Below are 22,582 nucleotides of genomic sequence, written 5' to 3' on the forward strand. Positions count from 1 at the left end.
CCTCTTATTGGTAAATAAAGCCGGAAACAAACCAGGCGATGAGAACAGTAGGCGCACCGGTCAGGAAACGGCTAACCAGTACGGACGGTACGCCAACGCGCACGGTGTCCTGGCGGGCTTCCGCCAGCGATAACCCCACAGGGATGAAGTCACATGCGGCCTGGGCGTTAATCGCGAACAATGCAGGCAGCGCGAGATGTGGTGGGATATTGCCCAGACCAATCTGCACGCCAATCAATACGCCGATAACCTGCGCGATAACCGCACCGGGGCCGAGGAAAGGCGACAGCAAGGGGAAGGAGCAAATCAGCGCCAGCGTCACCAGTCCCAGCGGATGGCTGGCCAGCGGTGCGAGGCCATGGGCGATCCAGTCACCCAGACCAGAAGCCATGATGATGCCGATCAGCGCCGAGACGAATGCCATAAACGGCAGAATGGTTTTCAGCACGGTATCGATAGTGTCGCGCCCGGACTGGAATAGCACTGCCACGGCGGATCCCATGCCCATGCCGACTTTCGCCAGCAGACCATCACTCTGTTCAGTAATCTTTTTACTGGTGTCGTAGTCGCGACCAGCCGGGGGGCTTGCCGGTTGTGGCGTAGCGGCGGCTTCACCGATAGCGATAATGTTGTCTTCTTTCACGCCGGAGACATAAATATCTTCGGTAATGTACTGCGCCAGCGGGCCGGACTTCCCGGTGGAATGAATGTTGATTGTCGGAATTCGGCGCTTCGGGTAAATACCGCAACGTAGCGTACCGCCGCAGTCGATGATCGCCACGCCAATTTCGTTCTCCGGTGGCTCGCCTTCTTTGAAGCCATCAACGGCCGGCCAACCGGTCAGGTTCGCCAGTTTGTCGACAATCGCCGGGCGCGTTCCGGCAGTGATATAGACAATTTTCTTCCCGGGCGTTGCTTCCAGTTCAAGCGGGCCACCCCAGCCACCAGTGCCTTTTTCAATACGAATACGCGTCATGATGTTGCTCCCGCCAGGTGGACTTTCTGCTCAAGTTGAATGCCCATTTTCTTCTCGAAGATGGAGGTGGTGAGATCGGTCACCCAGCCGCGAAAGAAGTTAGTCACCAGGCCGACCAGCAAGTAGCTCACCGCGAGTGGACCAAGCGGCAGGCCAAGCGTGGTCAGACCGCTGGCTATCCCGAGATAGACAAACAGTTCACCGGGGTTGATGTGTGGGAACAATCCGTTCATCGAATGGCAGCTGTAGGAGGCCGCCGCGTAGTAGCTGGGCTTGTACTTCTCGGGCATAAACCTGCCTAGGCTCAACGTCATAGGATTACAAAATACAAACGTGCCGATGCACGGTAGCAGCAGATAGCGCGACAGCGGGTTGCCGGCGCAGCGCTGAGCAAAATGTTCAATGCGCTGCTGACCAATAAAGTTAATTAGCGCGTTCATGATGACCAGTAGGCTAATTAAGAGCGGAAGAATCCCGGTTACCATGCCGGTGAACACTTCTCCGCCTTTCTGGAACAGCCCGATGAACCACTCTGCGCCTAGGGTGATGGTTTCGATCATTATTCTCTCCTGTAGGGGGGGGACTTGCTAAAACGTGGTTTATTTTAATCACAACGAAAGATTTTAAAGTGTTATTTTGATCTCAAAATGAAAGATAAATATTTTAAATTGAAAGTTAATGCGTAGTGGATCGCAAATGTTGTGGCAAACGGTGAAAGGGGAGGTAAATTCTGCGAAGGAGTGCGACTACCGCTTCCTTGTGTGGCGGTGGATGCTTTACCATACTTCTCTCTGGCTGAATCTGTTTAATGGATGTCTCATGTTCAAGCGTCGTTATGTAGCATTACTTCCCCTTTGTGTGTTGCTTGCTGCCTGTAGTAGCAAACCAAAACCTTCAGAGACTCAAACGACAACGGGTACGCCTTCTGGTGGTTTCCTGCTTGAGCCGCAACACAACGTCATGCTGTCGGGCGGCGACTTCGCGAATAATCCGAATGCGCAGCAGTTCATCGATAAAATGGTGAGCAAGCACGGCTTTGACCGCCAGCAGTTGCAGGAGATCCTGTCGCAGGCCAAGCGCTTGGATTATGTTTTGCGCCTGATGGATCGTCAGGCCCCGACGACGCAGCCGCCAGCCGGACCTAACGGTGCATGGCTGCGCTATCGCAAGCAGTTCATCACGCCGGATAACGTGCAAAACGGCGTGGCGTTCTGGAACCAGCATGAAGATGCCCTGAACCGCGCATGGCAGGTATACGGTGTACCACCGGAAATTATTGTCGGCATTATCGGCGTGGAAACCCGCTGGGGCCGTGTGATGGGCAAAACGCGTATTCTGGATGCGCTGGCGACGCTGTCGTTTAACTATCCGCGTCGGGCGGAATACTTCTCCGGTGAGCTGGAAACCTTCTTGTTGATGGCGCGGGATGAAAGCGATGACCCGTTGGATCTGAAAGGCTCCTTCGCTGGTGCAATGGGCTACGGGCAATTCATGCCCTCCTCTTACAAAGAATATGCGGTTGATTTCAATGGCGATGGGCACATCAACCTGTGGGATCCGGTGGATGCCATCGGTAGCGTAGCAAACTACTTTAAAGGCCATGGTTGGGTGAAGGGCGATACGGTGGCTGTGTCGGCAAACGGTCAGGCCCCCGGGCTGGCAAACGGCTTTAAAACCCAGTACAGCATTTCTCAGCTTGCGGCCGCTGGTCTGACGCCACAGCAGCCGCTGGGTAATCATCAAAAGGCCAGTTTGCTGCGTCTGGATATTGGCACTGGTTATCAGTACTGGTACGGGCTGCCGAACTTCTACACAATTACCCGCTATAACCACAGCACGCATTACGCGATGGCAGTCTGGCAGTTAGGTCAGGCGGTGGCGCTGGCGCGCGTACAGTAGTAATTATCCATTCCGGTCTACATGAGGACATCTCGTGTAGGCCGGATAAGATGCTTTAGCATCGCTATCCGGCAAATCTTATTAAAGCTACGGATCTATTTTCTGAATCCCCCTCGTAAAATGTTCTCCTCATCCCCATCTTTGTCGTGAAAGTGCTATCTTGTCCGGCATATTTTTTTAACTGACAGAGGCTGAAATGACCGACAGTGAACTGATGCAGTTAAGTGAACGGGTTGGGTTGGCATTGAAAGCGCGTGGCGCGACGATGACCACCGCAGAATCCTGTACCGGCGGTTGGATAGCGAAATCCATTACGGATATTGCAGGCAGTTCCGCTTGGTTTGAGCGCGGATTTGTGACCTACAGTAACGAAGCTAAGTCGCAGATGATCGGCGTGCGGGAAGAGACGCTGGCACAGCATGGTGCAGTGAGTGAGCCGGTGGTTGTCGAAATGGCCATTGGCGCGCTAAAAGCGGCCCGAGCGGACTTTGCGGTTTCGGTAAGCGGTATCGCTGGGCCGGATGGCGGTAGCGAAGACAAGCCGGTCGGGACAGTATGGTTTGCCTTTGCCAGCGTAAGCGGTGAGGGGATCACGCGTCGGGAATGCTTTCGTGGCGACCGCGATGCGGTGCGTAGGCAGGCGACCGCTTATGCGTTACAAACCCTGTGGCAACAATTTCTACAAAATACTTGATACTGTATGAGCATACAGTATAATTGCGTCAACTAAACATCATCTTTCACTATTCGCGGTTCAATCCGAGAGTGGCATGACAGGAGTAATTAATGGCTATCGACGAAAACAAACAGAAAGCGTTGGCTGCAGCGCTGGGTCAGATCGAAAAGCAATTCGGTAAAGGCTCCATCATGCGCTTGGGTGAAGACCGTTCCATGGATGTGGAAACCATCTCCACCGGTTCGCTTTCTCTGGATATCGCATTGGGTGCGGGCGGTTTGCCGATGGGGCGCATTGTTGAAATCTACGGCCCTGAATCCTCCGGTAAAACGACCCTGACGCTGCAGGTTATTGCTGCTGCACAGCGCGAAGGTAAAACCTGTGCGTTTATCGATGCAGAACATGCGCTTGACCCTGTTTATGCCCGTAAGCTTGGCGTTGATATCGACAACCTGCTGTGCTCTCAGCCAGATACCGGTGAACAGGCGCTGGAAATCTGTGACGCGCTGGCGCGTTCCGGTGCTGTAGATGTTCTCGTTGTCGATTCCGTTGCCGCACTGACGCCGAAGGCGGAAATCGAAGGCGAGATCGGTGACTCTCATATGGGCCTTGCGGCACGTATGATGAGCCAGGCGATGCGTAAGCTGGCGGGTAATCTGAAACAGTCCAACACATTGCTGATTTTCATCAACCAGATCCGTATGAAAATTGGCGTCATGTTTGGTAACCCGGAAACCACTACCGGTGGTAACGCACTGAAGTTCTACGCTTCTGTTCGCCTGGACATCCGTCGTATTGGCGCGGTGAAAGAGGGTGATAACGTGGTGGGCAGCGAAACCCGCGTTAAGGTCGTGAAAAACAAAATTGCCGCACCGTTTAAACAGGCTGAATTCCAGATCCTTTACGGTGAAGGCATCAACTTCTACGGCGAACTGGTTGACCTGGGCGTGAAAGAGAAGCTGATTGAAAAAGCCGGTGCATGGTACAGCTACAACGGCGAGAAAATTGGTCAGGGTAAAGCAAACGCAACCAACTGGCTGAAAGAGAATCCGGCTGCCGCGAAAGAAATTGAGAAAAAATTACGCGAATTATTGCTCAATAACCCGGATTCAACGCCGGACTTCTCCGTCGATAACAGCGGCGAAGATGTAAAAGAAACAAACGAAGATTTTTGATAATCTGCTTTCAACGCATAAAAAGGGCTGCATATGATGCAGCCCTTTTCCATTTCTGAAGGTTAACTATGACTGATTCAACGCCTCGCCGCTCCGCTTATTCCCGACTGCTTGACCGTGCGGTGCGTATTCTCGCCATGCGCGATCACAGTGAGCAGGAGCTTCGACGCAAACTGGCAGCTCCGGTTATGGGAAAAAATGGGCCGGAAGAAATTGATGCTAAGTCGGAGGATTACGACAAGGTTATTGCCTGGTGTATCGAAAGCCGCTACCTGGATGATGATCGTTTTGTTCAGCAATTTATCGCCAGCCGTAGCCGAAAAGGCTATGGACCCGCACGTGTGCGGCAGGAGTTGGGACTGAAAGGTATCTCCCGCGAGGCGATTGAACGTGCGATGCGTGAATGTGAGATTGACTGGGCGAAGTTGGCGCGAGAACAGGCCATCAGAAAATACGGTGAGCCCTTGCCGGTGGATTTTTCAGAAAAGGTTAAGGTCCAGCGTTTTTTGCTCTATCGCGGCTATCTGATGGAAGATATTCAGGCAATATGGCGAAATTTTGACGATTGAGCGCATACGGGATTTTACTTCCCCGTAAAGAAAACTTATCTTATTCCCACTTTTTCGATTGCCAGGGGCGCAGTTTGCATGCCTACGCTGGTGATGACACTTCGTTAGCTTGATTTCTTCAGGATAATTATGAGCAAGAGCACCGCTGAGATCCGTCAGGCGTTTCTCGATTTTTTCCACAGTAAAGGACATCAGGTAGTTGCCAGCAGCTCCCTGGTCCCAAACAATGACCCTACTTTGTTGTTTACCAACGCCGGGATGAACCAGTTCAAGGATGTTTTCCTTGGTCTCGACAAGCGTAATTATTCCCGCGCAACCACCTCGCAGCGTTGCGTGCGCGCGGGCGGTAAACACAACGACCTGGAAAACGTCGGTTACACTGCACGTCACCATACTTTCTTCGAAATGCTGGGTAACTTCAGCTTCGGCGATTACTTCAAACACGATGCCATTCAGTTCGCATGGGAACTGCTGACCGGTGAAAACTGGTTTGCCCTGCCGAAAGAGCGTCTGTGGGTAACCGTTTACGAAACTGACGATGAAGCCTTTGACATCTGGGAAAAAGAAGTCGGTATTCCGCGCGAACGTATCATCCGTATTGGTGATAACAAAGGTGCGGCATATGCTTCCGACAACTTCTGGCAGATGGGTGACACCGGTCCTTGCGGTCCGTGCACCGAAATCTTCTACGACCACGGCGACCACATTTGGGGCGGCCCTCCGGGAAGTGCAGAAGAAGATGGCGATCGCTACATTGAGATCTGGAACATCGTCTTCATGCAGTTTAACCGTCAGGCTGACGGCACCATGGAACCGCTGCCGAAGCCGTCCGTGGATACCGGTATGGGTCTGGAGCGTATCGCGGCTGTGCTGCAGCACGTTAACTCCAACTACGATATTGACCTGTTCCGCGCGCTGATTGAATCCGTAGCGAAAGTCACCGGTGCTACCGATCTGAGCAATAAATCGCTGCGCGTGATTGCCGACCATATCCGTTCCTGTGCATTCCTGATTGCTGATGGCGTTGTACCGTCGAATGAAAACCGTGGCTATGTGCTGCGCCGTATCATTCGCCGTGCGGTGCGTCATGGCAACATGCTGGGCGCTAAAGACACCTTCTTCTACAAGCTGGTGGGGCCGCTGGTAGATGTGATGGGCTCTGCAGGCGAGGAGCTGAAGCGTCAGCAAGCGCTGGTTGAGCAGGTTCTGAAGACCGAAGAAGAGCAGTTTGCTCGCACGCTGGAACGTGGTCTGGCCCTGCTGGACGAAGAGCTGGCAAAACTGTCCGGTGATACGCTGGATGGCGAAACCGCTTTCCGCCTGTATGACACCTACGGCTTCCCGGTTGACCTGACAGCAGACGTTTGCCGCGAGCGCAATATCAAGGTTGATGAAGCGGGCTTTGAAGCCGCAATGGAAGAACAGCGCCGTCGTGCGCGTGAAGCCAGCGGTTTTGGTGCAGACTACAATGCGATGATCCGCGTTGATGGCACCTCTGAATTTAAAGGTTACGAGCATCTGGAACTGAACGGTAAAGTCACCGCTCTGTTTGTAGATGGTAAAGCGGTAGACGCAATTAACGCAGGCCAGGAAGCCGTTGTCGTTCTTGACCAGACGCCGTTCTATGCAGAATCCGGTGGTCAGGTTGGCGATAAAGGCGAACTGAAAGGTGCGGGCTTTGCGTTTGTTGTTAGCGATACGCAAAAATATGGCCAGGCGATTGGTCACATCGGCAAGCTGTCAGCGGGTTCACTGAAAGTGGGCGATGCCGTGCAGGCTGACGTAGATGAAGCACGTCGTGCGCCTATTCGTTTGAACCACTCAGCAACGCACCTGATGCATGCGGCGCTGCGCCAGGTCCTGGGCACGCACGTGGCACAGAAAGGCTCGCTAGTTAACGATAAAATTCTGCGTTTCGATTTCTCTCATACCGAAGCGATGAAACCTGCTGAAATTCGTGCTGTTGAAGATCTGGTGAATGCGCAAATTCGTCGCAACCTGCCGATTGAAACAAATGTTATGGATCTCGAAGCGGCAAAAGCCAAAGGTGCAATGGCGCTGTTTGGTGAGAAGTATGATGACCACGTGCGCGTGCTGAGCATGGGCGATTTCTCTACCGAACTGTGCGGCGGTACTCACGCCAGCCGTACCGGTGATATCGGCTTGTTCCGTATTGTGTCTGAGTCTGGCACCGCAGCAGGCGTGCGTCGTATCGAAGCCGTAACCGGTGAAGGTGCTATCCGTACCGTTCATGCCGAGAGCGATCGCTTGAGCGAGATAGCGCACCTGCTGAAAGGTGATAGCCAGAATATCGGCGACAAAGTGCGTTCCGTACTGGAGCGTACGCGTCAGCTCGAGAAAGAATTGCAGCAATTGAAGGAACAGGCCGCAGCGCAGGAGAGTGCAAATCTTTCCAGTAAAGCGGTTGATATCAACGGTGTGAAACTGCTGGTCAGTGAACTTACCGACGTTGAACCTAAAATGCTGCGTACCATGGTTGATGATCTGAAAAATCAGTTGGGGTCTACCGTTATTGTACTGGCAACGGTAGTTGAAGGTAAGGTTTCTCTGATTGCGGGCGTGTCTAAGGATGTGACTGACCGCGTAAAAGCAGGGGAGCTGATTGGCATGGTCGCTCAGCAGGTAGGCGGTAAGGGTGGTGGTCGTCCGGACATGGCGCAAGCCGGTGGTACGGATGCCGCAGCTCTGCCTGCAGCGTTAGCCAGTGTGAAAGGCTGGGTCAGCGCAAAACTGTAATAACTATAAGCATTAGCGTATGTCGTAGCCTCAGGTTACGGCATACGAATCAATGCTATCGACAATGATAAAGTCAGGTTGAAGTTGTGTATATCGGCTAAACTTAGGTTTAACAGAATGTGATGCCGTGACTGCTTACACTTAGGTGTTTGTCATCGCTTACTTTTTGGCGTTATATGATGGATAATGCCGGGATACAGAGAGACCCGACTCTTTTAATCTTTCAAGGAGCAAAGAATGCTGATTCTGACTCGTCGAGTTGGTGAGACCCTCATGATTGGCGATGAGGTCACCGTGACAGTTTTAGGGGTGAAGGGCAACCAGGTACGTATTGGCGTAAATGCCCCGAAAGAAGTTTCTGTCCATCGGGAAGAGATCTACCAGCGTATCCAGGCTGAAAAATCCCAGCAGTCCAGTTACTAAGGTTTTCGCGCCTCACCTTTCTGGTGAGGCGCAACCTGATTGAGCCCTCTCTTTTCTTCCTTTTGCTACTTTTCCTCTTCTCTGTACCTTCTGATCTCTCATGTGTTCTTCTGATTTCACGCTGTTTTCACTGTTGCGCTTCACTTTTTATCTTTTCTGCGATTTTTCTGTTTGCATACCACCCCGAGAAAATGCCAATTTATCTGTTGATAAAACACTCTTTTTGCCGTTTTTGCAGACTAATTGCGCGTGAAATGTGCAAACGATAAAAGCGCTGGAAAAATTGTTTGACTTATAAGTCCCAGAAAGTAATATGTGCGCCACGCAGCGACGATGAGCAGAAACAAGTTCTTCGAAGCACTCGCAAGAGGCGTTGTTGGTGAGGTGGCCGAGAGGCTGAAGGCGCTCCCCTGCTAAGGGAGTATGCGGTCAAAAGCTGCATCCGGGGTTCGAATCCCCGCCTCACCGCCATTTGCATCCGTAGCTCAGCTGGATAGAGTACTCGGCTACGAACCGAGCGGTCGGAGGTTCGAATCCTCCCGGATGCACCATATTACCTGATGTTGCTTTAGCAGCGATATCAACTCTGCAGTAAAGTAAGTTTCCCTGATGCATCCGTAGCTCAGCTGGATAGAGTACTCGGCTACGAACCGAGCGGTCGGAGGTTCGAATCCTCCCGGATGCACCATCTTCTCCGAGATAACAGCTAAACTGTTGTTTCATGGTCTGCGAGATAATCGCGAGCGCCAGGGAGGAGAACGTTGCTTCAGCAACGGCCCGCAGGGCGAGGCGCAGCCGAGTAATCCTCCCGGATGCACCATCTCTTACTTGATATCGCTTTTATAACGATATCAATATCGGCAGTAAAGCAAGTTTCCTGATGCATCCGTAGCTCAGCTGGATAGAGTACTCGGCTACGAACCGAGCGGTCGGAGGTTCGAATCCTCCCGGATGCACCATTCTTTGTTTTACACGATAGTCAGCAATTCCCTGATGCATCCGTAGCTCAGCTGGATAGAGTACTCGGCTACGAACCGAGCGGTCGGAGGTTCGAATCCTCCCGGATGCACCATCTTCTCCGAGATAACAGCCAGCCTGTTGTTTCATGTCTGTAAGCACCATCCCCTCCCTTTCTGAATAATCTCTTTGCTCCCTGAACAATCCTCAATTCGCTGTCAGCGACAAAATCAATCAATTACGATAAAGTAACGTCTGGTCATTCGGCTTGTGAGAAGACGATGTACGAACGTTATGCGGGTTTGATTTTTGATATGGATGGCACCATCCTCGATACTGAGCCAACGCACCGTAAAGCGTGGCATGAAGTATTAGGGCGCTATGGACTCCGTTTTGACGAGCAGGCTATGGTCGCACTCAACGGCTCCCCAACGTGGCGTATTGCGCAGTCGGTTATTGAACTGAATAATGCCGATCTTGATCCCCATGCGCTGGCGCGTGAAAAAACCGACAGCGTTAAAAGCATGCTGCTGGATAGCGTCCAGCCGTTGCCGCTGGTCGATGTCGTGAAAGCCTGGCATGGTCGCCGGCCTATGTCGGTTGGCACCGGGAGCGAAAGCGCCATTGCAGAGGCGCTGCTCGCGCATTTGGGGCTACGCCACTATTTTGATGCCGTAGTTGCGGCCGATCACGTACAACGCCATAAGCCCGCGCCAGACACGTTTTTGCTCTGTGCCGAACGTATGGGCGTCGTTCCGACCCAATGCGTGGTATTTGAAGACGCGGACTTCGGCCTGCAGGCGGCGCGTGCGGCAGGAATGGATGTTGTGGATGTCCGGTTATTGTGAGTGATGGACTGTCACTTCTGTCACTGTTTGCCAGCAGTTTTCTCAGCGCCACACTGTTGCCTGGAAATTCTGAAGTTGTTTTAGTGGCCTTGCTGGTTTCCGGGGTGAGTCATCCCTGGGTCTTAGTCTTAACAGCAACAATAGGTAATAGCCTTGGAGGGTTAACTAACGTTATCCTTGGGCGCGTTTTCCCGTTGCGTAAAACTTCACGCTGGCAAGAGAAAGCCACGGGTTGGCTGCAGCGCTATGGCGCTGTCACACTATTATTAAGCTGGATGCCGGTTGTAGGTGATTTATTGTGCCTGTTAGCGGGGTGGATGCGCATCTCGTGGGGACCAGTACTCTTTTTTTTATGCCTTGGCAAAGCGTTGCGCTATGTTGTGGTCGCAGCGGTTACGACTCAGGGTATTATGTGGTGGCACTAATTGTGTTGTGAAATGGCCTGTAGGGTAACCAATACCATTATGCTAATTAAAACGATTTTGACAGGCGGGAGGTCAATTTGATCCCGGACGTATCACAGGCACTGGCCTGGCTGGAAAAACATCCTCAGGCGTTAAAGGGGATTCAACGTGGTCTGGAGCGCGAAACGCTGCGTGTTAATGCCGATGGCTCACTGGCGACGACAGGCCATCCAGATGTGTTAGGCTCAGCGTTAACGCATAAGTGGATAACCACTGACTTTGCCGAAGCTCTGCTGGAGTTTATTACGCCACCGGGCGACGATATTCAGAAAATGCTCACGTTCATGCGTGACCTGCATCGTTATACCGCCCGAAATCTGGGCGACGAGCGCATGTGGCCGTTGAGCATGCCTTGCTATATTGCTGAAGGTCAGGATATTGAGCTGGCGCAGTACGGTACCTCGAATATTGGCCGTCTGAAAACGCTCTACCGTGAAGGTCTCAAAAACCGTTACGGCGCGCTGATGCAAACCATCTCCGGCGTACACTACAATTTCTCGCTGCCGATGGCATTCTGGCAGGCGAAATGCGGTGTAACGGACAATGAAGACGCCAAAGAAAAAGTGTCCGCAGGCTACTTCCGCTTGATCCGCAACTATTACCGTTTCGGTTGGGTGATCCCGTACCTGTTTGGCGCATCTCCGGCCATTTGTTCCTCTTTCCTGCAAGGGAAGCCCACGACCCTGCCGTTTGAAAAAACCGACTGCGGTATGTATTACTTACCGTACGCGACGTCGCTGCGTTTGAGCGATTTGGGTTATACCAATAAGTCGCAAAGCAATCTCGGAATTACGTTTAACGATTTGCATGAGTATGTGGCAGGATTGAAGCGCGCGATTAAAACCCCTTCCGAGGAGTACGCGGCAATCGGTCTGGAGAAAGACGGTAAACGTCTGCAAATTAACAGCAACGTGCTACAGATTGAAAATGAACTGTACGCACCGATTCGCCCGAAACGCGTTACGCGCAGCGGAGAATCGCCGTCAGATGCGCTACTGCGTGGCGGTATTGAGTACATTGAAGTGCGTTCGCTGGATATTAACCCCTTCTCGCCAATTGGCGTGGATGAGCAACAGGTACGTTTCCTCGATCTGTTCATGGTGTGGTGTGTACTGGCTGACGCCCCGGAAATGAGCAGCGATGAATTGCTATGTACGCGCACCAACTGGAATCGCGTGATTCTGGAAGGTCGTAAGCCGGGCCTGACGTTAGGTATTGGTTGTGAAACTGCCCAGTTCCCGTTGCCTAAAGTGGGTAAAGATCTCTTCTGTGACCTGAAACGCGTGGCGCAAACGCTGGACAGCATCCACGGGGGAGAGGAGTATCAAAAAGTCTGTGACGAACTGGTCGCCTGCTTTGATAATCCTGAGTTGACGTTCTCAGCCCGGATCCTGCGGTCTATGATTGATACAGGCATTGGCGGCACGGGCAAAGCGTTGGGTGAGGCTTACCGTAATCTACTGCGTGAAGAGCCGTTAGAAATGTTGCAGGAAGAAGAATTGATTGCTGAAACCGAAGCTTCAAAGCGTCGGCAGCAGGAGATTGAAGCGGCTGATACTGAACCGTTTGCCGCGTGGCTTGAAAAGCACGCCTGATACAAAAGAAAAAGGCCACTCGGGAGTGGCCAAAATTTCATCTCTGAAAACAGGGATGATGATAACAAATGCGCGTCTTTCATATACTCAGACTCGCCCCGGAACAAAGAGTTCAGATTATTTTTAAAAATTTTATCGGAGGTGGCTAAATGCCGTTGTTAGATAGTTTTACTGTCGATCACACCCGGATGGAAGCTCCCGCAGTCCGGGTTGCAAAAACGATGAACACCCCGCATGGCGATGCAATCACCGTGTTTGATCTGCGTTTTTGCATTCCGAACAAAGAAGTAATGCCTGAGAAAGGGATCCATACGCTGGAACACCTGTTTGCCGGATTTATGCGTAACCACCTCAACGGTAATGGCGTCGAAATTATCGATATCTCCCCAATGGGTTGCCGTACGGGTTTCTACATGAGTCTGATTGGCACGCCGGACGAGCAGCGTGTTGCGGATGCCTGGAAAGCGGCGATGGCCGACGTGCTGAAAGTGCAGGATCAGAACCAGATCCCGGAACTGAACGTCTACCAGTGTGGCACATATCAGATGCACTCTCTCAGCGAAGCACAGGATATTGCGCGTCATATTCTGGAGCACGATGTGCGCGTTAACAGCAATGAAGAGCTGGCGCTGCCGAAAGAGAAGTTGCAGGAATTGCATATCTAGTCTTTTTCCGGCATAAAAAAAGCCAGTTCATCTGAACTGGCTTTTTTATTAGTGCGCGCCGCCTCCGCCACCGCCCGCGCCGAATGGTGGTTTGGCGAACCAGACTAAGCCGAGCAGTACGATGAAGATCCCCGCCGACATCCAGAAGATTTCGTTAGCGGAAATAATCAGCCCCTGGCTGGTGATTTGCTGTGCCAGCCAACCGGAGGCCTGCTCCTTGCTCATTCCCAGCCCTTGCAGCTGGTCATACATCGCCTGTGCATTAGGGTTGTAAGGGTTAACGGATTCCGTCAACTGCGCGTGATGCAGCGACTCACGGTTAGTCCACATCGTTGTTGTAATCGATGTGCCGATAGAGCCCGCCAGCGTTCGCGTAAAGTTGGACAAGCTCGACGCCGCCGCCAGACGCTCAGGCGGTAAGCCAGACAGCGTGATGGTGGTCAGTGGCATAAAGAAGCAGGCCACGGCGAACCCCTGGATAAACTGTGGCCAGGCCGATGCGCCAAAATCCATACCGGGTTCGAAAGTGTATGCTCGCCAGTAGAAACAGACGGCATACATAATAAAACTAAACGTGACCAGCCGACGCATATCCAGCTTGTGGGCGAAGCGACCGATAATTGGCGACAGGATCACCGGGATTATCCCTACCGGTGCGGACGCCAGACCCGCCCAGGTCGCTGTGTATCCGTAGACCTCCTGCAACAGCTGCGGCAACAGGACGATTGCGCCGAAGTAGAGCATATAGGCGAGGCTGATACACAGGCAGCCGATGGTAAAGTTTCTCGATTTAAACAGCGAGAGGTCGACAATCGGGTGTTCGTCGGTGAGCTCCCAGACAATCAGGAAACTGATGGCTATCACGGCGACGACCGTCAGGATGATGATCTCCTGCGAGGCGAACCAGTCCAACTCTTTACCGCGATCGAGCATAATCTGCAAACTGCCGATACCGACAACCAGCAGCGCCAGACCAATGGCGTCAATGCGCCGCTGTTCAGTGCGAGTTTCCCGACCGCGCAGGGTCTGCAGCGTCATCAACACCACCACAGCACCGATCGGCACGTTAATGAAGAATATCCAGCCCCAGTGATAATTGTCGCTGATGTAGCCCCCGAGAATCGGGCCGCAAATAGGCGCGACAATCACCGTCATCGACCACAGCGCCAGGGCGATAGACCGTTTGGCGGGAGGATAGTTATTCAGTAACAGGCTTTGTGAAAGCGGAATTAATGGACCGGCGACAATCCCCTGAATCACGCGGAAGAAAATCAGCATGGTCAAGCTGTTGGACATCCCGCACGCCCATGACGCAATGACAAAGGCGATGGTGGACCACATGAAAAGCTTCACTTCGCCAAAGCGCTTGGCCAGCCAGCCAGTGATCGGAATGGAGATAGCATTCGCCACCCCGAAAGAAGTGATCACCCAAGTCCCCTGGCTCAACGAAGAGCCGAGGTTTCCGGCAATAGTGGGGATCGCCACGTTAGCAATGGTGGAGTCCAGCACCTGCATGAATGTCGCCAGTGACAGCGCGATCGTCATGATGACGAGCTGCGCGCCTTCCAGCGGTTTTTGCTGTTGCATCACACGCACCTTTGAATTAGCCCGCGTTGGCCCGCACGATCTCTTCGATCATCTTATTGACCGGAGCAAGGTTGATCTCACGTGCATTACTCTCTGCAACCGGCGTAGTACGGACCTGGCTTGCCAGAATCTGACCCTCGCGATTTGAGGTATCTACTGTCACCAGTGTAGACAGACCAATCCGCAACGGATGTTGTGCCAGCTGCTGGGCATCCAGTTCAATACGCACGGGCAGACGCTGGACGACTTTGATCCAGTTACCGGTCGCGTTTTGCGCAGGCAGCAGGGAGAAGGCGCTACCGGTCCCCATATCGAGGCCGACAACTTTACCGGTGTATTTCACGTCATCGCCGTAAATATCACTGATCACCGTCGCGGGTTGACCGATGCGCATATGCGCGAGCTGCGTTTCTTTAAAGTTGGCATCCACCCACAGGTTGGTGGCGGGGACGACTGCCATCAGCGGCGTGGTTGGGCTTATCTGCGCGCCAGGCTGCACGGCACGACGGGAAACATAACCGGTCATCGGGCTGACAATTTTGGTACGTTCCAGCGCCAGCCAGGCATTACGCACTTCGGTGGCCGCTTGTTGCACCGCAGGCTGATCTTCCAGCTTGCTGCCCAGAATCATCGCCTGGTTGGCATTATATTGTTGGATCGCGACGTCAAGCTGGGCCTGAGCACTGGCGACGGCATCACGCGCATGTTGCAGCTCTTCGCGACCAATCAGATTGGCGTTGCCCAACGGGACGCGGCGATTAAAATCGCTTTGTGCCTGCGCCAGTGCGGTTTTCTGCACGTCAATGCTGGCCTGAAGCTGCTTGCTGTTGATCATCAACTGGTGCGTTTGGCGCACGCTGGAGGCCAGCGCCGTTTTGGCTTTTTCGAGCGCCTGCTTAGCGTCCGTCTGGTCGAGGGTGACCAGCACATCGCCTTGTTTGACATAGTCAGTGTTATCAGCCCAGACTTTCGTCACGCTGCCTGATACCTGCGCCATGATTTGAACCTGGTTCCCTGCCACGTACGCATCGTCTGTCTCTTCGACATGACGCAGTACTAAAAACCAATAAGTCCCATAGGCCACGGCAATGATAATAAAGAGCAAGGTCAGAAGCAGTAGCGTACTTTTACGTTTGCCATTCTTCTTGACCGGTTGCTGCGGGGTTTGAGTCTCCGCATTTGCGCTCATGTTGTTCTCCACGATCTTATTTTTTTCACATCGGCTGAGCCGACCTGTTTATCAGAAAGGCCAGCAGTGTGACCTGCTGGCCTGTCGGTTTTTCATTTATCAATCTGGATTTTTGAGCGAGTCAGCGCGTTAACGCAGCGCTTCGAGTACCGTGCCATCCTGCTCCATCTGATCAAGACGGGTCAGAAGTTTACGGGTGATGTGCTCAAGCTGATCTTTTTCAGTGGTGCTAAGAGATGACCAAAGCTGATGCAGACAGTTATGCTGAGGCGGTAACACCTCTTGCAAAAATGTATGGCCTTTCTCGGTCAACTGCAGATGCAGGCAGCGGCGATCGTTATCGCTTTCGCGACGTTCGATCCAGCCACGTTTTTCTAACTCATCCGCGATACGCGTGGCATTAGTTCGTGACGAACCCAGCGCGCAACTCAGTTCAGAAGGCTGAATACTGTGGTTTTCCTGAGACTCCAGCGTAATCAACGCCATAAACAACGTCTCGTTAATCCCTTGAGCTTTCAGCATTTTATTGCGGTTTTCCAGCAGCTTGCCCTGCATGTGCATGCAAAGACGAGTCAGAAGAACCTCCTGGTAAGGGAATTCTTCGTAGCGGCTGGCGCGAAATTTTAGCATTTGTTCAATGGGCGTAAACGAACTATCCATTTGGGTATAACCTCATTAATTTCAGCCGATATAGTAACGACAGTGACAAATAAAGTAAATGTATTATTTATTTAAAATGATTATTTTTACCTATATAACAACCCACATTTTCCAGGCTAATCCGTAGCCCAGAGCACTCAGCAATGTCGGAATGATGATACTGCGGGTCTTATAATAGCTTGCACCCAGTACAACAAACCCCACCAGCGTTGGCACAAATCGACGTGCGTCGAGCATCACTTCTGGTGCGGTAGACACCACCAGCAGGGCGCAAATTGATGCAATGCCAATGGTGTCGAGTAATATGCCGGTTGCGCCGCGTTTCGTCGGGCGAACATTTCCCACACCCAGACGCAGCGGCAAGTAACGAAAGCAATAATTAACGCAGCCGACCAGCAGGCCAAGCAGCAGAATCTCATAACTCATCCGGCACCCCCTGCCAGAATGACTGGATAAGCGCCGTCAGGCATCCGCAGACAATGCCTGCGAGTATGGCGGCAGGAATGGAAAACAACGTCACGCCCACCAGTGCCCCGGTGAGTGCCGCGGTAACGCACAGCGCCTGTTTACGCTGGAAAGAGGCGAGTAGGAAGCTCATAAACAGAGCCGGGAGCATAAAACCCAGTGCCGCTTCGACCGCCGGAAAATCCTTCAGTAAGCCACTACCGGAAAACGCGCCAATAATCGTACCGAATACCCATGAAATCCAGGAACATAGTGCAATTCCCATCATCCAGTTCTCACTCCAGCGACGATTATCCCGTACCAGTTTCGCCGTCGCGGCGGCAAAGACTTCATCCGTGAGGCCAAAGGCCCACAGTGCGCTTTTGGGTTTACTGAGTCGTTGGGCGATGCGGCTGCGCAGGGAAGGGCCATACAATACATGGCGCACATCCATGGCCATTACGGTGAGCGCGGCGACCCACAGCGAGCTGCCTGCGGCAAGCATCGTGGTGATGACAAATTGGCTCGCGCCGGCATAAATGATGCAGGAGAAAAAGACGCTTTCGACGGGCGTAAAGCCCAGGCGAGTGGCATTGAGACCAAATGCAAAGGCGACCGGAATATAGCTGATGACTATCGGGAGGCTATCTTTGAACCCTTCCGTTAACGTTGCCGGGCTGGGGTCAGACTGGGGAACAGGGCTTTCCATAGTGTTATAGGCTTCATTACCGAAATTTAAATAACCTGGCTCAATGAGTTATAACCTTAGCAGACTGATGAGCTCCTTAACACCCTGAGGAGCTCAATCAGCGGTAAACACGCTCTATACGCTTAATTTACGGCTTCCTGGCGGTGAAAACCTCGCCACCAGACCAGTAGGTTGAGTATGGCAACGGTCATACCCGCCAGACAAACGCCAGCCCAACCGGCATGCTGCCAGGCAGAGGCTGATATCAGTGAACCTGCCGCCCCGCCAATAAAATAGCTGGTCATATAACCGGCTGTCAGGCGGTTACGCGCATCCGGGTGAATGCGATAGATAACCGTCTGATTGGTGATATGCACGCCCTGAACGGTGAGATCCAGTATCAGGATACCGATAATCAGCATCGGCACTGACGTATGGCCGAACCAGATTGCCAGCCAGGAGAGCAGCAGTAACAGCAGACCCACAGTGGTGGTGAGGTGGGATTTCCCCTTATCGGCAAAACCGCCCGCCGGACGAGCGCCGAGCGCACCGGCGGCACCGGCCAGACCAAACAGACCGATCATACCCTCTGAGTAGTTAAACGGCGGAGCTGCCAGTAAAAACGCCATTGATGTCCACAGAATGCTGAAGTTGGCAAACGTCAGGCAGCCCAGCATCGCTCGGGTACGTAGCAGTTTATCGTGGATAAACAGGCTGAATACCGAGCCCAGCAACTGTGGATAGTTAAGATGGGTTTCCGATTTCATCTTCGGCAGGCCGCGCCACAGCGCGATAGCCATCAGTGCCATCAGCACCGATGCCACCCAAAATACCGTGCGCCAGCCGCCGAGATTTGCCAGCAGTCCGGCCACGGTGCGCGCCAGTAAAATCCCTAACAGCAGACCGCTCATGATGGTGCCGACGACTTTGCCGCGTTTGTCCGGCGTGGCTAGCGTGGCCGCCAGCGGAACCAATATTTGTGCCACCACAGAGAACAGCCCGGTCAGCGCGGTGCCGAGGATCAGCATGCCCAGTGACTGGCTGCTGGCGGTAATCAACATGCCGCCTGCTGCGAGCAACGTCATGGAAACGATCAGCATCCGACGCTCAAACATATCGCCAAGCGGTACTAAAAACAGCAGGCCTGCCGCGTAGCCAAGTTGTGCGGCGGTGACAATAAACCCTGCGGTACTGGCAGACAGTGAGAAGTTACGCGCGATGGTGTCGAGCAGCGGCTGCGCATAATAGTTACTGGCAACGGCAAGGCCCGTGGCGATGGACATTAACAGGATTAGCGAAGGGCTAAGTCCCTGAGTGGTTTTCGTCATTGTTTTCAACTGAATAATGGGTTGCAGAAAACAATCATAACGGAAGTGATTAAATGTTGCTGATTTGTTGGGTGATGGATTGTGCGGTTTAAGTGAGATAGGGGGAGAAGGCCGGATACGAGTTAGCGTATCCGGCACTCAGGTGAGATTACTTCTGCGCAGCCAGTGCTTCTTTCACCCAACCGTCGAACTGCTGCTGGTGGGCTTTGATCCAGCCATCAACGTGACCCTGAACATCGGCTTCAGACGCTTTACCGTCATGCATCATCGCGTTCTGCGCGTTGATATCCGCCAGCGGCAGCTTCATGATGGCGAACAGTTTCGCTGCTGCCGGGTTTTTCTCTGCCCATGCTTTGTTAGCAACAATATGCATGGTGTTTACCGGGAAGCCGTAGTTCGCGCCGTTTGGCAGTTTGGTATCGATATCTTTCTGCTCACCTGGCAGAGAAGAGAACGGCACCTGCAACCAGACCACATCTTTGCCCGGCTTCATCACGTCGCTCACCCAGTACGGTGTCCAGGTGTAGTACAGAACCGGTTTGCCTTCTTTAAAACGGGTAATGGTGTCGGCCATCATCGCCGCATAGTTACCGTGGCTGACCTCGACCGTTTTTTCAAGATCGAAGGCTTTGTTCTGGTGGTTAATGACCGCTTCGCAGCCCCAGCCCGGTGAACAGCCCATCATGTCGGCTTTTCCATCGCCGTTGGTGTCAAAGATTTTGGCGATCTGCGGATCTTTTAACTGGGCGATATTAGTGATTTTGTACTGCTCAGCGGTTTTCTTGTCGATCAGATACCCCTGTGCGGCACCCGTAACGAATACCCCCTCGCGATAAAACTTTTTGTCTCCGCCCGCAGCAGCGTACATGTCGTCATGCAGCGGCTGCCAGTTGACGGCGGTAAAAGTTGCATCGCCAGAGGCAATGGAGGTGTAGCCGACGTTGTAGTCAACTTCGCTTGTTTTGTTAACGGTGTAACCCAGTTTTTCCAACGCGCGGGCGACCAGCTGTGTCTGGAAGGATTCTTCAGAAATCGTGCTCTGGATCGGCTGTACGGTGATGCCTTTGCCTGGCAGGTCGGCAGCGAAAGTGCTGGTGGAGACAAGGGTGGCAAACGCTGTGGCAAAAAGTACGGTATGTCGCATCGTTGTTCCTTATTACACTTCATCTTTCAAGCCGCCTCTTTGTTGGCTGCACTCATGCCCCCCAGTCACGTACTGCTTGTACGCTCCTGGGGATACATTCGTTTGCCGCCGCGATGCAACTTGAACGATTTTGTGTAAGCTAATGATTGTAGGCCCGGTAAGCAATGCGTCACCGGGCAACGGGTGAATTACTTCGTGAAGGGGCGAGTGATAAGCCCAACGGGACCGGTAGTGTACCAGCGACGGTTACCACGGCTGCGCGAGTCGCGGCCGACGGCCTGCGTCAGGCGGTCCAGAATGATGGCGAGGATAACAATCCCGACCCCGCCGACGGTGGCCAGTCCCATATCGAGACGACCGATACCGCGCAGCACCATCTGACCCAGCCCGCCGACGGCGATCATCGAGGCGATGACGACCATGGAGAGGGCGAGCATCAGCGTCTGGTTAACCCCCGCCATAATGGTGGGCATTGCCAGCGGCAGCTGCACTTTAAATAGCATCTGACGCGGGCTGGCGCCAAAGGACCGCGAGGCTTCAATCAGATCAGCTGGCACCTGGTTAATACCCAGAATGGTCAGACGCACAATTGGCGGCAGGGCGAAAATAATCGTTACTACGACGCCCGGGACGTTACCAATACCGAACAACATCACAATAGGTACCAGATAGACGAACGCTGGCGTAGTCTGCATGGCATCCAGCAGAGGACGCACAATCTTCGCGGCACGCGGGCTGCGCGCCAGCCAGATCCCCATTGGCAGGCCTATCAACACGCAGAACAGCAATGCGGTCAGCACCAGTGCCAGGGTAATCATAGCCTGCGACCAGGCGCCAATAGCACCAATCGCAACCAGTGAAATCAGCGTGGCGACGCCCATTCCGACGCCAGAAATCTGCCAGGCGATCAGGGCGAAAAGAATAATCGCCACCGGTGCTGGCATTCCCAGCAGCAGTTGCTGAAAGCCGTTGAGAATGTAATCCACCGGGACACGAATACCCTGGAAGACGGGACGAAAATGAGTTACTACCCAGTCGATCCCTTCGGTGACCCAGCTATCCAGCGGGATCAGCGTTTTATGGAACGGATCCATAATATTGAAATGCTCAGGCGCCGGTGCGGGCGCGCTGGTCAGCCAGTCTGCGCTGCCGCCGTCGGCAGGCGCGCTTGACGCACTCCCCCAGGCATCAGCAGATTGTGCGGCACTATCAGCCGCTGGTGTGGTGTCCCACGGATTAGTTTGATCAGCCATTGTTTGCCCCCTCGCGATCTAAAGCCTGTAGCAGCATGCGTTTGGAAATAATGCCCACATACTGATGTTCCTCATCGACAACCGGCACCGCGCACGGTGCTTGCCCGACATGAGAAAGCAACTCGCTCAAAGGCGTTTTCGCCTCCACGGCTAACGGTTCGTCGATCAGTGCGGCTTCAATACCCTGCGCCTGTTTTAAGGCAGCTTTTAAGGAGTCGATGGAGACCACGCCGACAAACTTATTTCCGCGTTCGATCACGTAACCAAATTCACGATCTTTATCCTGCAATAATTGCAGGGCCGAACGTGGGCCAATCCCGGGAGTTTTGCGAATTAAGCCTTCAGGGCTACGGCGGGAGATATCTTTCGCGCTGAACACCTGGCTAATATCAACGCCACGGAAGAAGGTGCGCACATAATCATTGGCCGGGTTATTCAGAATTTCATCCGGTGTTCCGACCTGTACCACTTCACCATTTTGCATAATGGCGATACGGTCACCAATGCGCATGGCTTCGTCGAGATCGTGGGAAATAAAGACCACGGTACGCTGATGTTTCGCCTGCAGTTTTACCAATTCATCCTGCATCTCGGTACGAATTAAGGGATCGAGCGCAGAGAAGGCCTCATCCATTAATAAGATGTCAGGGTTAATGGCTAAAGCGCGAGCGAGACCGACACGCTGGCGCATACCACCGGAAAGTTCATCCGGGTATCCGTGAGCGTAATTCTCAAGCCCGACCTGGCGCAGCGCATCCAGCGCTTTTTCACGACGTTCATCCGCAGCAATACCGGCTAATTCCATCCCGAAGGCTGTATTGTCCAGCACAGTCATGTGCGGCATCAGGGCAAAGGACTGGAAAACCATCGCAATCTTTTTTCTGCGCACCTCGCGAAGCTCAGCATCGGATATCTTGGCGATATCCACGCCGTCAATCAGTACCTGTCCGCGGGTGGGTTCAATCAGGCGATTGAGAAGGCGTACCATTGTGGATTTACCCGAACCGGATAATCCCATGATGACAAATATCTCGCCTTCTTCAATGGCCAGACTGGCGTCTTTAACGCCAAGCGATAGCCCTGTTTTTTCCAGAATCTGCTCTTTTGAAAATCCTTTTTCAATATATTTGAACGCTCTCTGGGGATGCTCGCCAAATATCTTATAGAGATTTTTAACTTCTAATTTAATTGCCATGCAATAGAATGATTCCTGTTATTTGTTTATATCGATATATTACCTGATGGAAATAGTGACCTTTTTCTACCCTAACATACTGAGAATCTG

Annotated in this window: 21 protein-coding genes and 5 tRNA genes; 15 read left to right on the top strand and 11 right to left on the bottom strand. The window is 52.9% G+C overall.

What is annotated here, in order from left to right:
- Nucleotides 1–4: 4 nt before the first annotated feature.
- Together srlE and srlA are read right to left on the bottom strand one after the other, a co-directional pair.
- Nucleotides 5–976: a PTS glucitol/sorbitol transporter subunit IIB gene (gene srlE / locus E4Z61_RS22005; protein WP_135324564.1), complete on the bottom strand. Its 972-nt coding sequence runs from the start codon at nucleotides 974–976 to the stop codon at nucleotides 5–7.
- Nucleotides 973–1,536 (bottom strand): PTS glucitol/sorbitol transporter subunit IIC, encoded by a 564-nt coding sequence (srlA, locus tag E4Z61_RS22010; RefSeq protein WP_135324565.1) that lies wholly within the window; start codon nucleotides 1,534–1,536, stop codon nucleotides 973–975. The genes srlE and srlA overlap by 4 nt, the downstream gene beginning before the upstream one ends.
- A 259-nt stretch (nucleotides 1,537–1,795) precedes the next feature.
- Between srlA and mltB the strand changes: the two genes are divergently transcribed.
- The 15 genes from mltB (at nucleotide 1,796) to luxS (ending at nucleotide 13,004) form a co-directional block, all read left to right on the top strand.
- Nucleotides 1,796–2,875 (top strand): lytic murein transglycosylase B, encoded by a 1,080-nt coding sequence (mltB, locus tag E4Z61_RS22015; RefSeq protein WP_205746874.1) that lies wholly within the window; start codon nucleotides 1,796–1,798, stop codon nucleotides 2,873–2,875.
- A 196-nt stretch (nucleotides 2,876–3,071) separates the two neighbouring features.
- Entirely contained in the window at nucleotides 3,072–3,569 is a 498-nt protein-coding gene (gene pncC / locus E4Z61_RS22020) for a nicotinamide-nucleotide amidase (RefSeq protein ID WP_135324567.1), read from the top strand.
- A 92-nt stretch (nucleotides 3,570–3,661) separates the two neighbouring features.
- Entirely contained in the window at nucleotides 3,662–4,726 is a 1,065-nt protein-coding gene (gene recA / locus E4Z61_RS22025; protein ID WP_135324568.1) for a recombinase RecA, read from the top strand.
- Nucleotides 4,727–4,794: 68 nt separating this feature from the next.
- Nucleotides 4,795–5,295, top strand: coding sequence for a recombination regulator RecX (gene recX / locus E4Z61_RS22030; protein ID WP_135324569.1), 501 nt, complete (start codon nucleotides 4,795–4,797; stop codon nucleotides 5,293–5,295).
- A gap of 129 nt (nucleotides 5,296–5,424) precedes the next feature.
- Complete coding sequence (gene alaS, locus E4Z61_RS22035) at nucleotides 5,425–8,052, top strand: alanine--tRNA ligase (protein WP_135324570.1); 2,628 nt, start codon at nucleotides 5,425–5,427, stop codon at nucleotides 8,050–8,052.
- Between the two features lie 237 nt (nucleotides 8,053–8,289).
- Complete coding sequence (gene csrA / locus E4Z61_RS22040) at nucleotides 8,290–8,475, top strand: carbon storage regulator CsrA (protein WP_000906486.1); 186 nt, start codon at nucleotides 8,290–8,292, stop codon at nucleotides 8,473–8,475.
- A gap of 378 nt (nucleotides 8,476–8,853) precedes the next feature.
- Nucleotides 8,854–8,946, top strand: a tRNA-Ser gene (locus tag E4Z61_RS22045).
- A gap of 3 nt (nucleotides 8,947–8,949) precedes the next feature.
- Nucleotides 8,950–9,026 (top strand) — tRNA-Arg (locus tag E4Z61_RS22050).
- Between the two features lie 60 nt (nucleotides 9,027–9,086).
- A tRNA-Arg gene (locus E4Z61_RS22055) sits at nucleotides 9,087–9,163 on the top strand.
- 194 nt (nucleotides 9,164–9,357) lie between these two features.
- Nucleotides 9,358–9,434 (top strand) — tRNA-Arg (locus E4Z61_RS22060).
- 36 nt (nucleotides 9,435–9,470) lie between these two features.
- A tRNA-Arg gene (locus tag E4Z61_RS22065) sits at nucleotides 9,471–9,547 on the top strand.
- A gap of 166 nt (nucleotides 9,548–9,713) precedes the next feature.
- Nucleotides 9,714–10,280, top strand: coding sequence for a fructose-1-phosphate/6-phosphogluconate phosphatase (yqaB, locus tag E4Z61_RS22070; protein ID WP_135324571.1), 567 nt, complete (start codon nucleotides 9,714–9,716; stop codon nucleotides 10,278–10,280).
- A complete protein-coding gene (locus E4Z61_RS22075) occupies nucleotides 10,277–10,705 on the top strand; it encodes a YqaA family protein (protein ID WP_135324572.1) in 429 nt (142 codons plus the stop codon). The genes yqaB and E4Z61_RS22075 overlap by 4 nt, the downstream gene beginning before the upstream one ends.
- A 77-nt stretch (nucleotides 10,706–10,782) precedes the next feature.
- Nucleotides 10,783–12,339, top strand: coding sequence for a glutamate--cysteine ligase (gene gshA, locus E4Z61_RS22080; RefSeq protein ID WP_135324573.1), 1,557 nt, complete (start codon nucleotides 10,783–10,785; stop codon nucleotides 12,337–12,339).
- A 149-nt stretch (nucleotides 12,340–12,488) separates the two neighbouring features.
- Nucleotides 12,489–13,004 (top strand): S-ribosylhomocysteine lyase, encoded by a 516-nt coding sequence (luxS, locus tag E4Z61_RS22085; RefSeq protein WP_016154160.1) that lies wholly within the window; start codon nucleotides 12,489–12,491, stop codon nucleotides 13,002–13,004.
- A gap of 48 nt (nucleotides 13,005–13,052) precedes the next feature.
- Here luxS and emrB read toward each other — a convergent pair whose 3' ends face one another.
- The 9 genes from emrB to proV all read right to left on the bottom strand — a co-directional run bounded on the left by emrB (nucleotide 13,053) and on the right by proV (nucleotide 22,492).
- Nucleotides 13,053–14,591, bottom strand: a complete 1,539-nt coding sequence (gene emrB / locus E4Z61_RS22090) for a multidrug efflux MFS transporter permease subunit EmrB (RefSeq protein WP_135324574.1) — start codon at nucleotides 14,589–14,591, stop codon at nucleotides 13,053–13,055.
- A 16-nt stretch (nucleotides 14,592–14,607) separates the two neighbouring features.
- Nucleotides 14,608–15,780: a multidrug efflux MFS transporter periplasmic adaptor subunit EmrA gene (gene emrA, locus E4Z61_RS22095; RefSeq protein ID WP_135324575.1), complete on the bottom strand. Its 1,173-nt coding sequence runs from the start codon at nucleotides 15,778–15,780 to the stop codon at nucleotides 14,608–14,610.
- Nucleotides 15,781–15,909: 129 nt separating this feature from the next.
- Nucleotides 15,910–16,440, bottom strand: a complete 531-nt coding sequence (gene mprA, locus E4Z61_RS22100; protein ID WP_135324576.1) for a transcriptional repressor MprA — start codon at nucleotides 16,438–16,440, stop codon at nucleotides 15,910–15,912.
- A 90-nt stretch (nucleotides 16,441–16,530) separates the two neighbouring features.
- On the bottom strand, nucleotides 16,531–16,866 hold the full coding sequence (gene ygaH, locus E4Z61_RS22105; protein ID WP_135324577.1) for an L-valine transporter subunit YgaH: 336 nt from the start codon (nucleotides 16,864–16,866) through the stop codon (nucleotides 16,531–16,533).
- Nucleotides 16,856–17,593: an AzlC family ABC transporter permease gene (locus E4Z61_RS22110; RefSeq protein WP_135324578.1), complete on the bottom strand. Its 738-nt coding sequence runs from the start codon at nucleotides 17,591–17,593 to the stop codon at nucleotides 16,856–16,858. The genes ygaH and E4Z61_RS22110 overlap by 11 nt, the downstream gene beginning before the upstream one ends.
- A 122-nt stretch (nucleotides 17,594–17,715) precedes the next feature.
- Complete coding sequence (locus E4Z61_RS22115; protein ID WP_135324579.1) at nucleotides 17,716–18,900, bottom strand: MFS transporter; 1,185 nt, start codon at nucleotides 18,898–18,900, stop codon at nucleotides 17,716–17,718.
- A 148-nt stretch (nucleotides 18,901–19,048) separates the two neighbouring features.
- Nucleotides 19,049–20,044: a glycine betaine/L-proline ABC transporter substrate-binding protein ProX gene (gene proX, locus E4Z61_RS22120; RefSeq protein ID WP_135324580.1), complete on the bottom strand. Its 996-nt coding sequence runs from the start codon at nucleotides 20,042–20,044 to the stop codon at nucleotides 19,049–19,051.
- Nucleotides 20,045–20,232: 188 nt separating this feature from the next.
- A complete protein-coding gene (gene proW / locus E4Z61_RS22125) occupies nucleotides 20,233–21,297 on the bottom strand; it encodes a glycine betaine/L-proline ABC transporter permease ProW (protein WP_135324581.1) in 1,065 nt (354 codons plus the stop codon).
- Nucleotides 21,290–22,492, bottom strand: coding sequence for a glycine betaine/L-proline ABC transporter ATP-binding protein ProV (proV, locus tag E4Z61_RS22130; RefSeq protein ID WP_135324582.1), 1,203 nt, complete (start codon nucleotides 22,490–22,492; stop codon nucleotides 21,290–21,292). Before proV ends, proW begins: the two co-directional genes overlap by 8 nt.
- Nucleotides 22,493–22,582: the final 90 nt, after the last annotated feature.

The sequence above is a fragment of the Citrobacter tructae genome (assembly GCF_004684345.1).
GTDB lineage: Bacteria > Pseudomonadota > Gammaproteobacteria > Enterobacterales > Enterobacteriaceae > Citrobacter > Citrobacter tructae.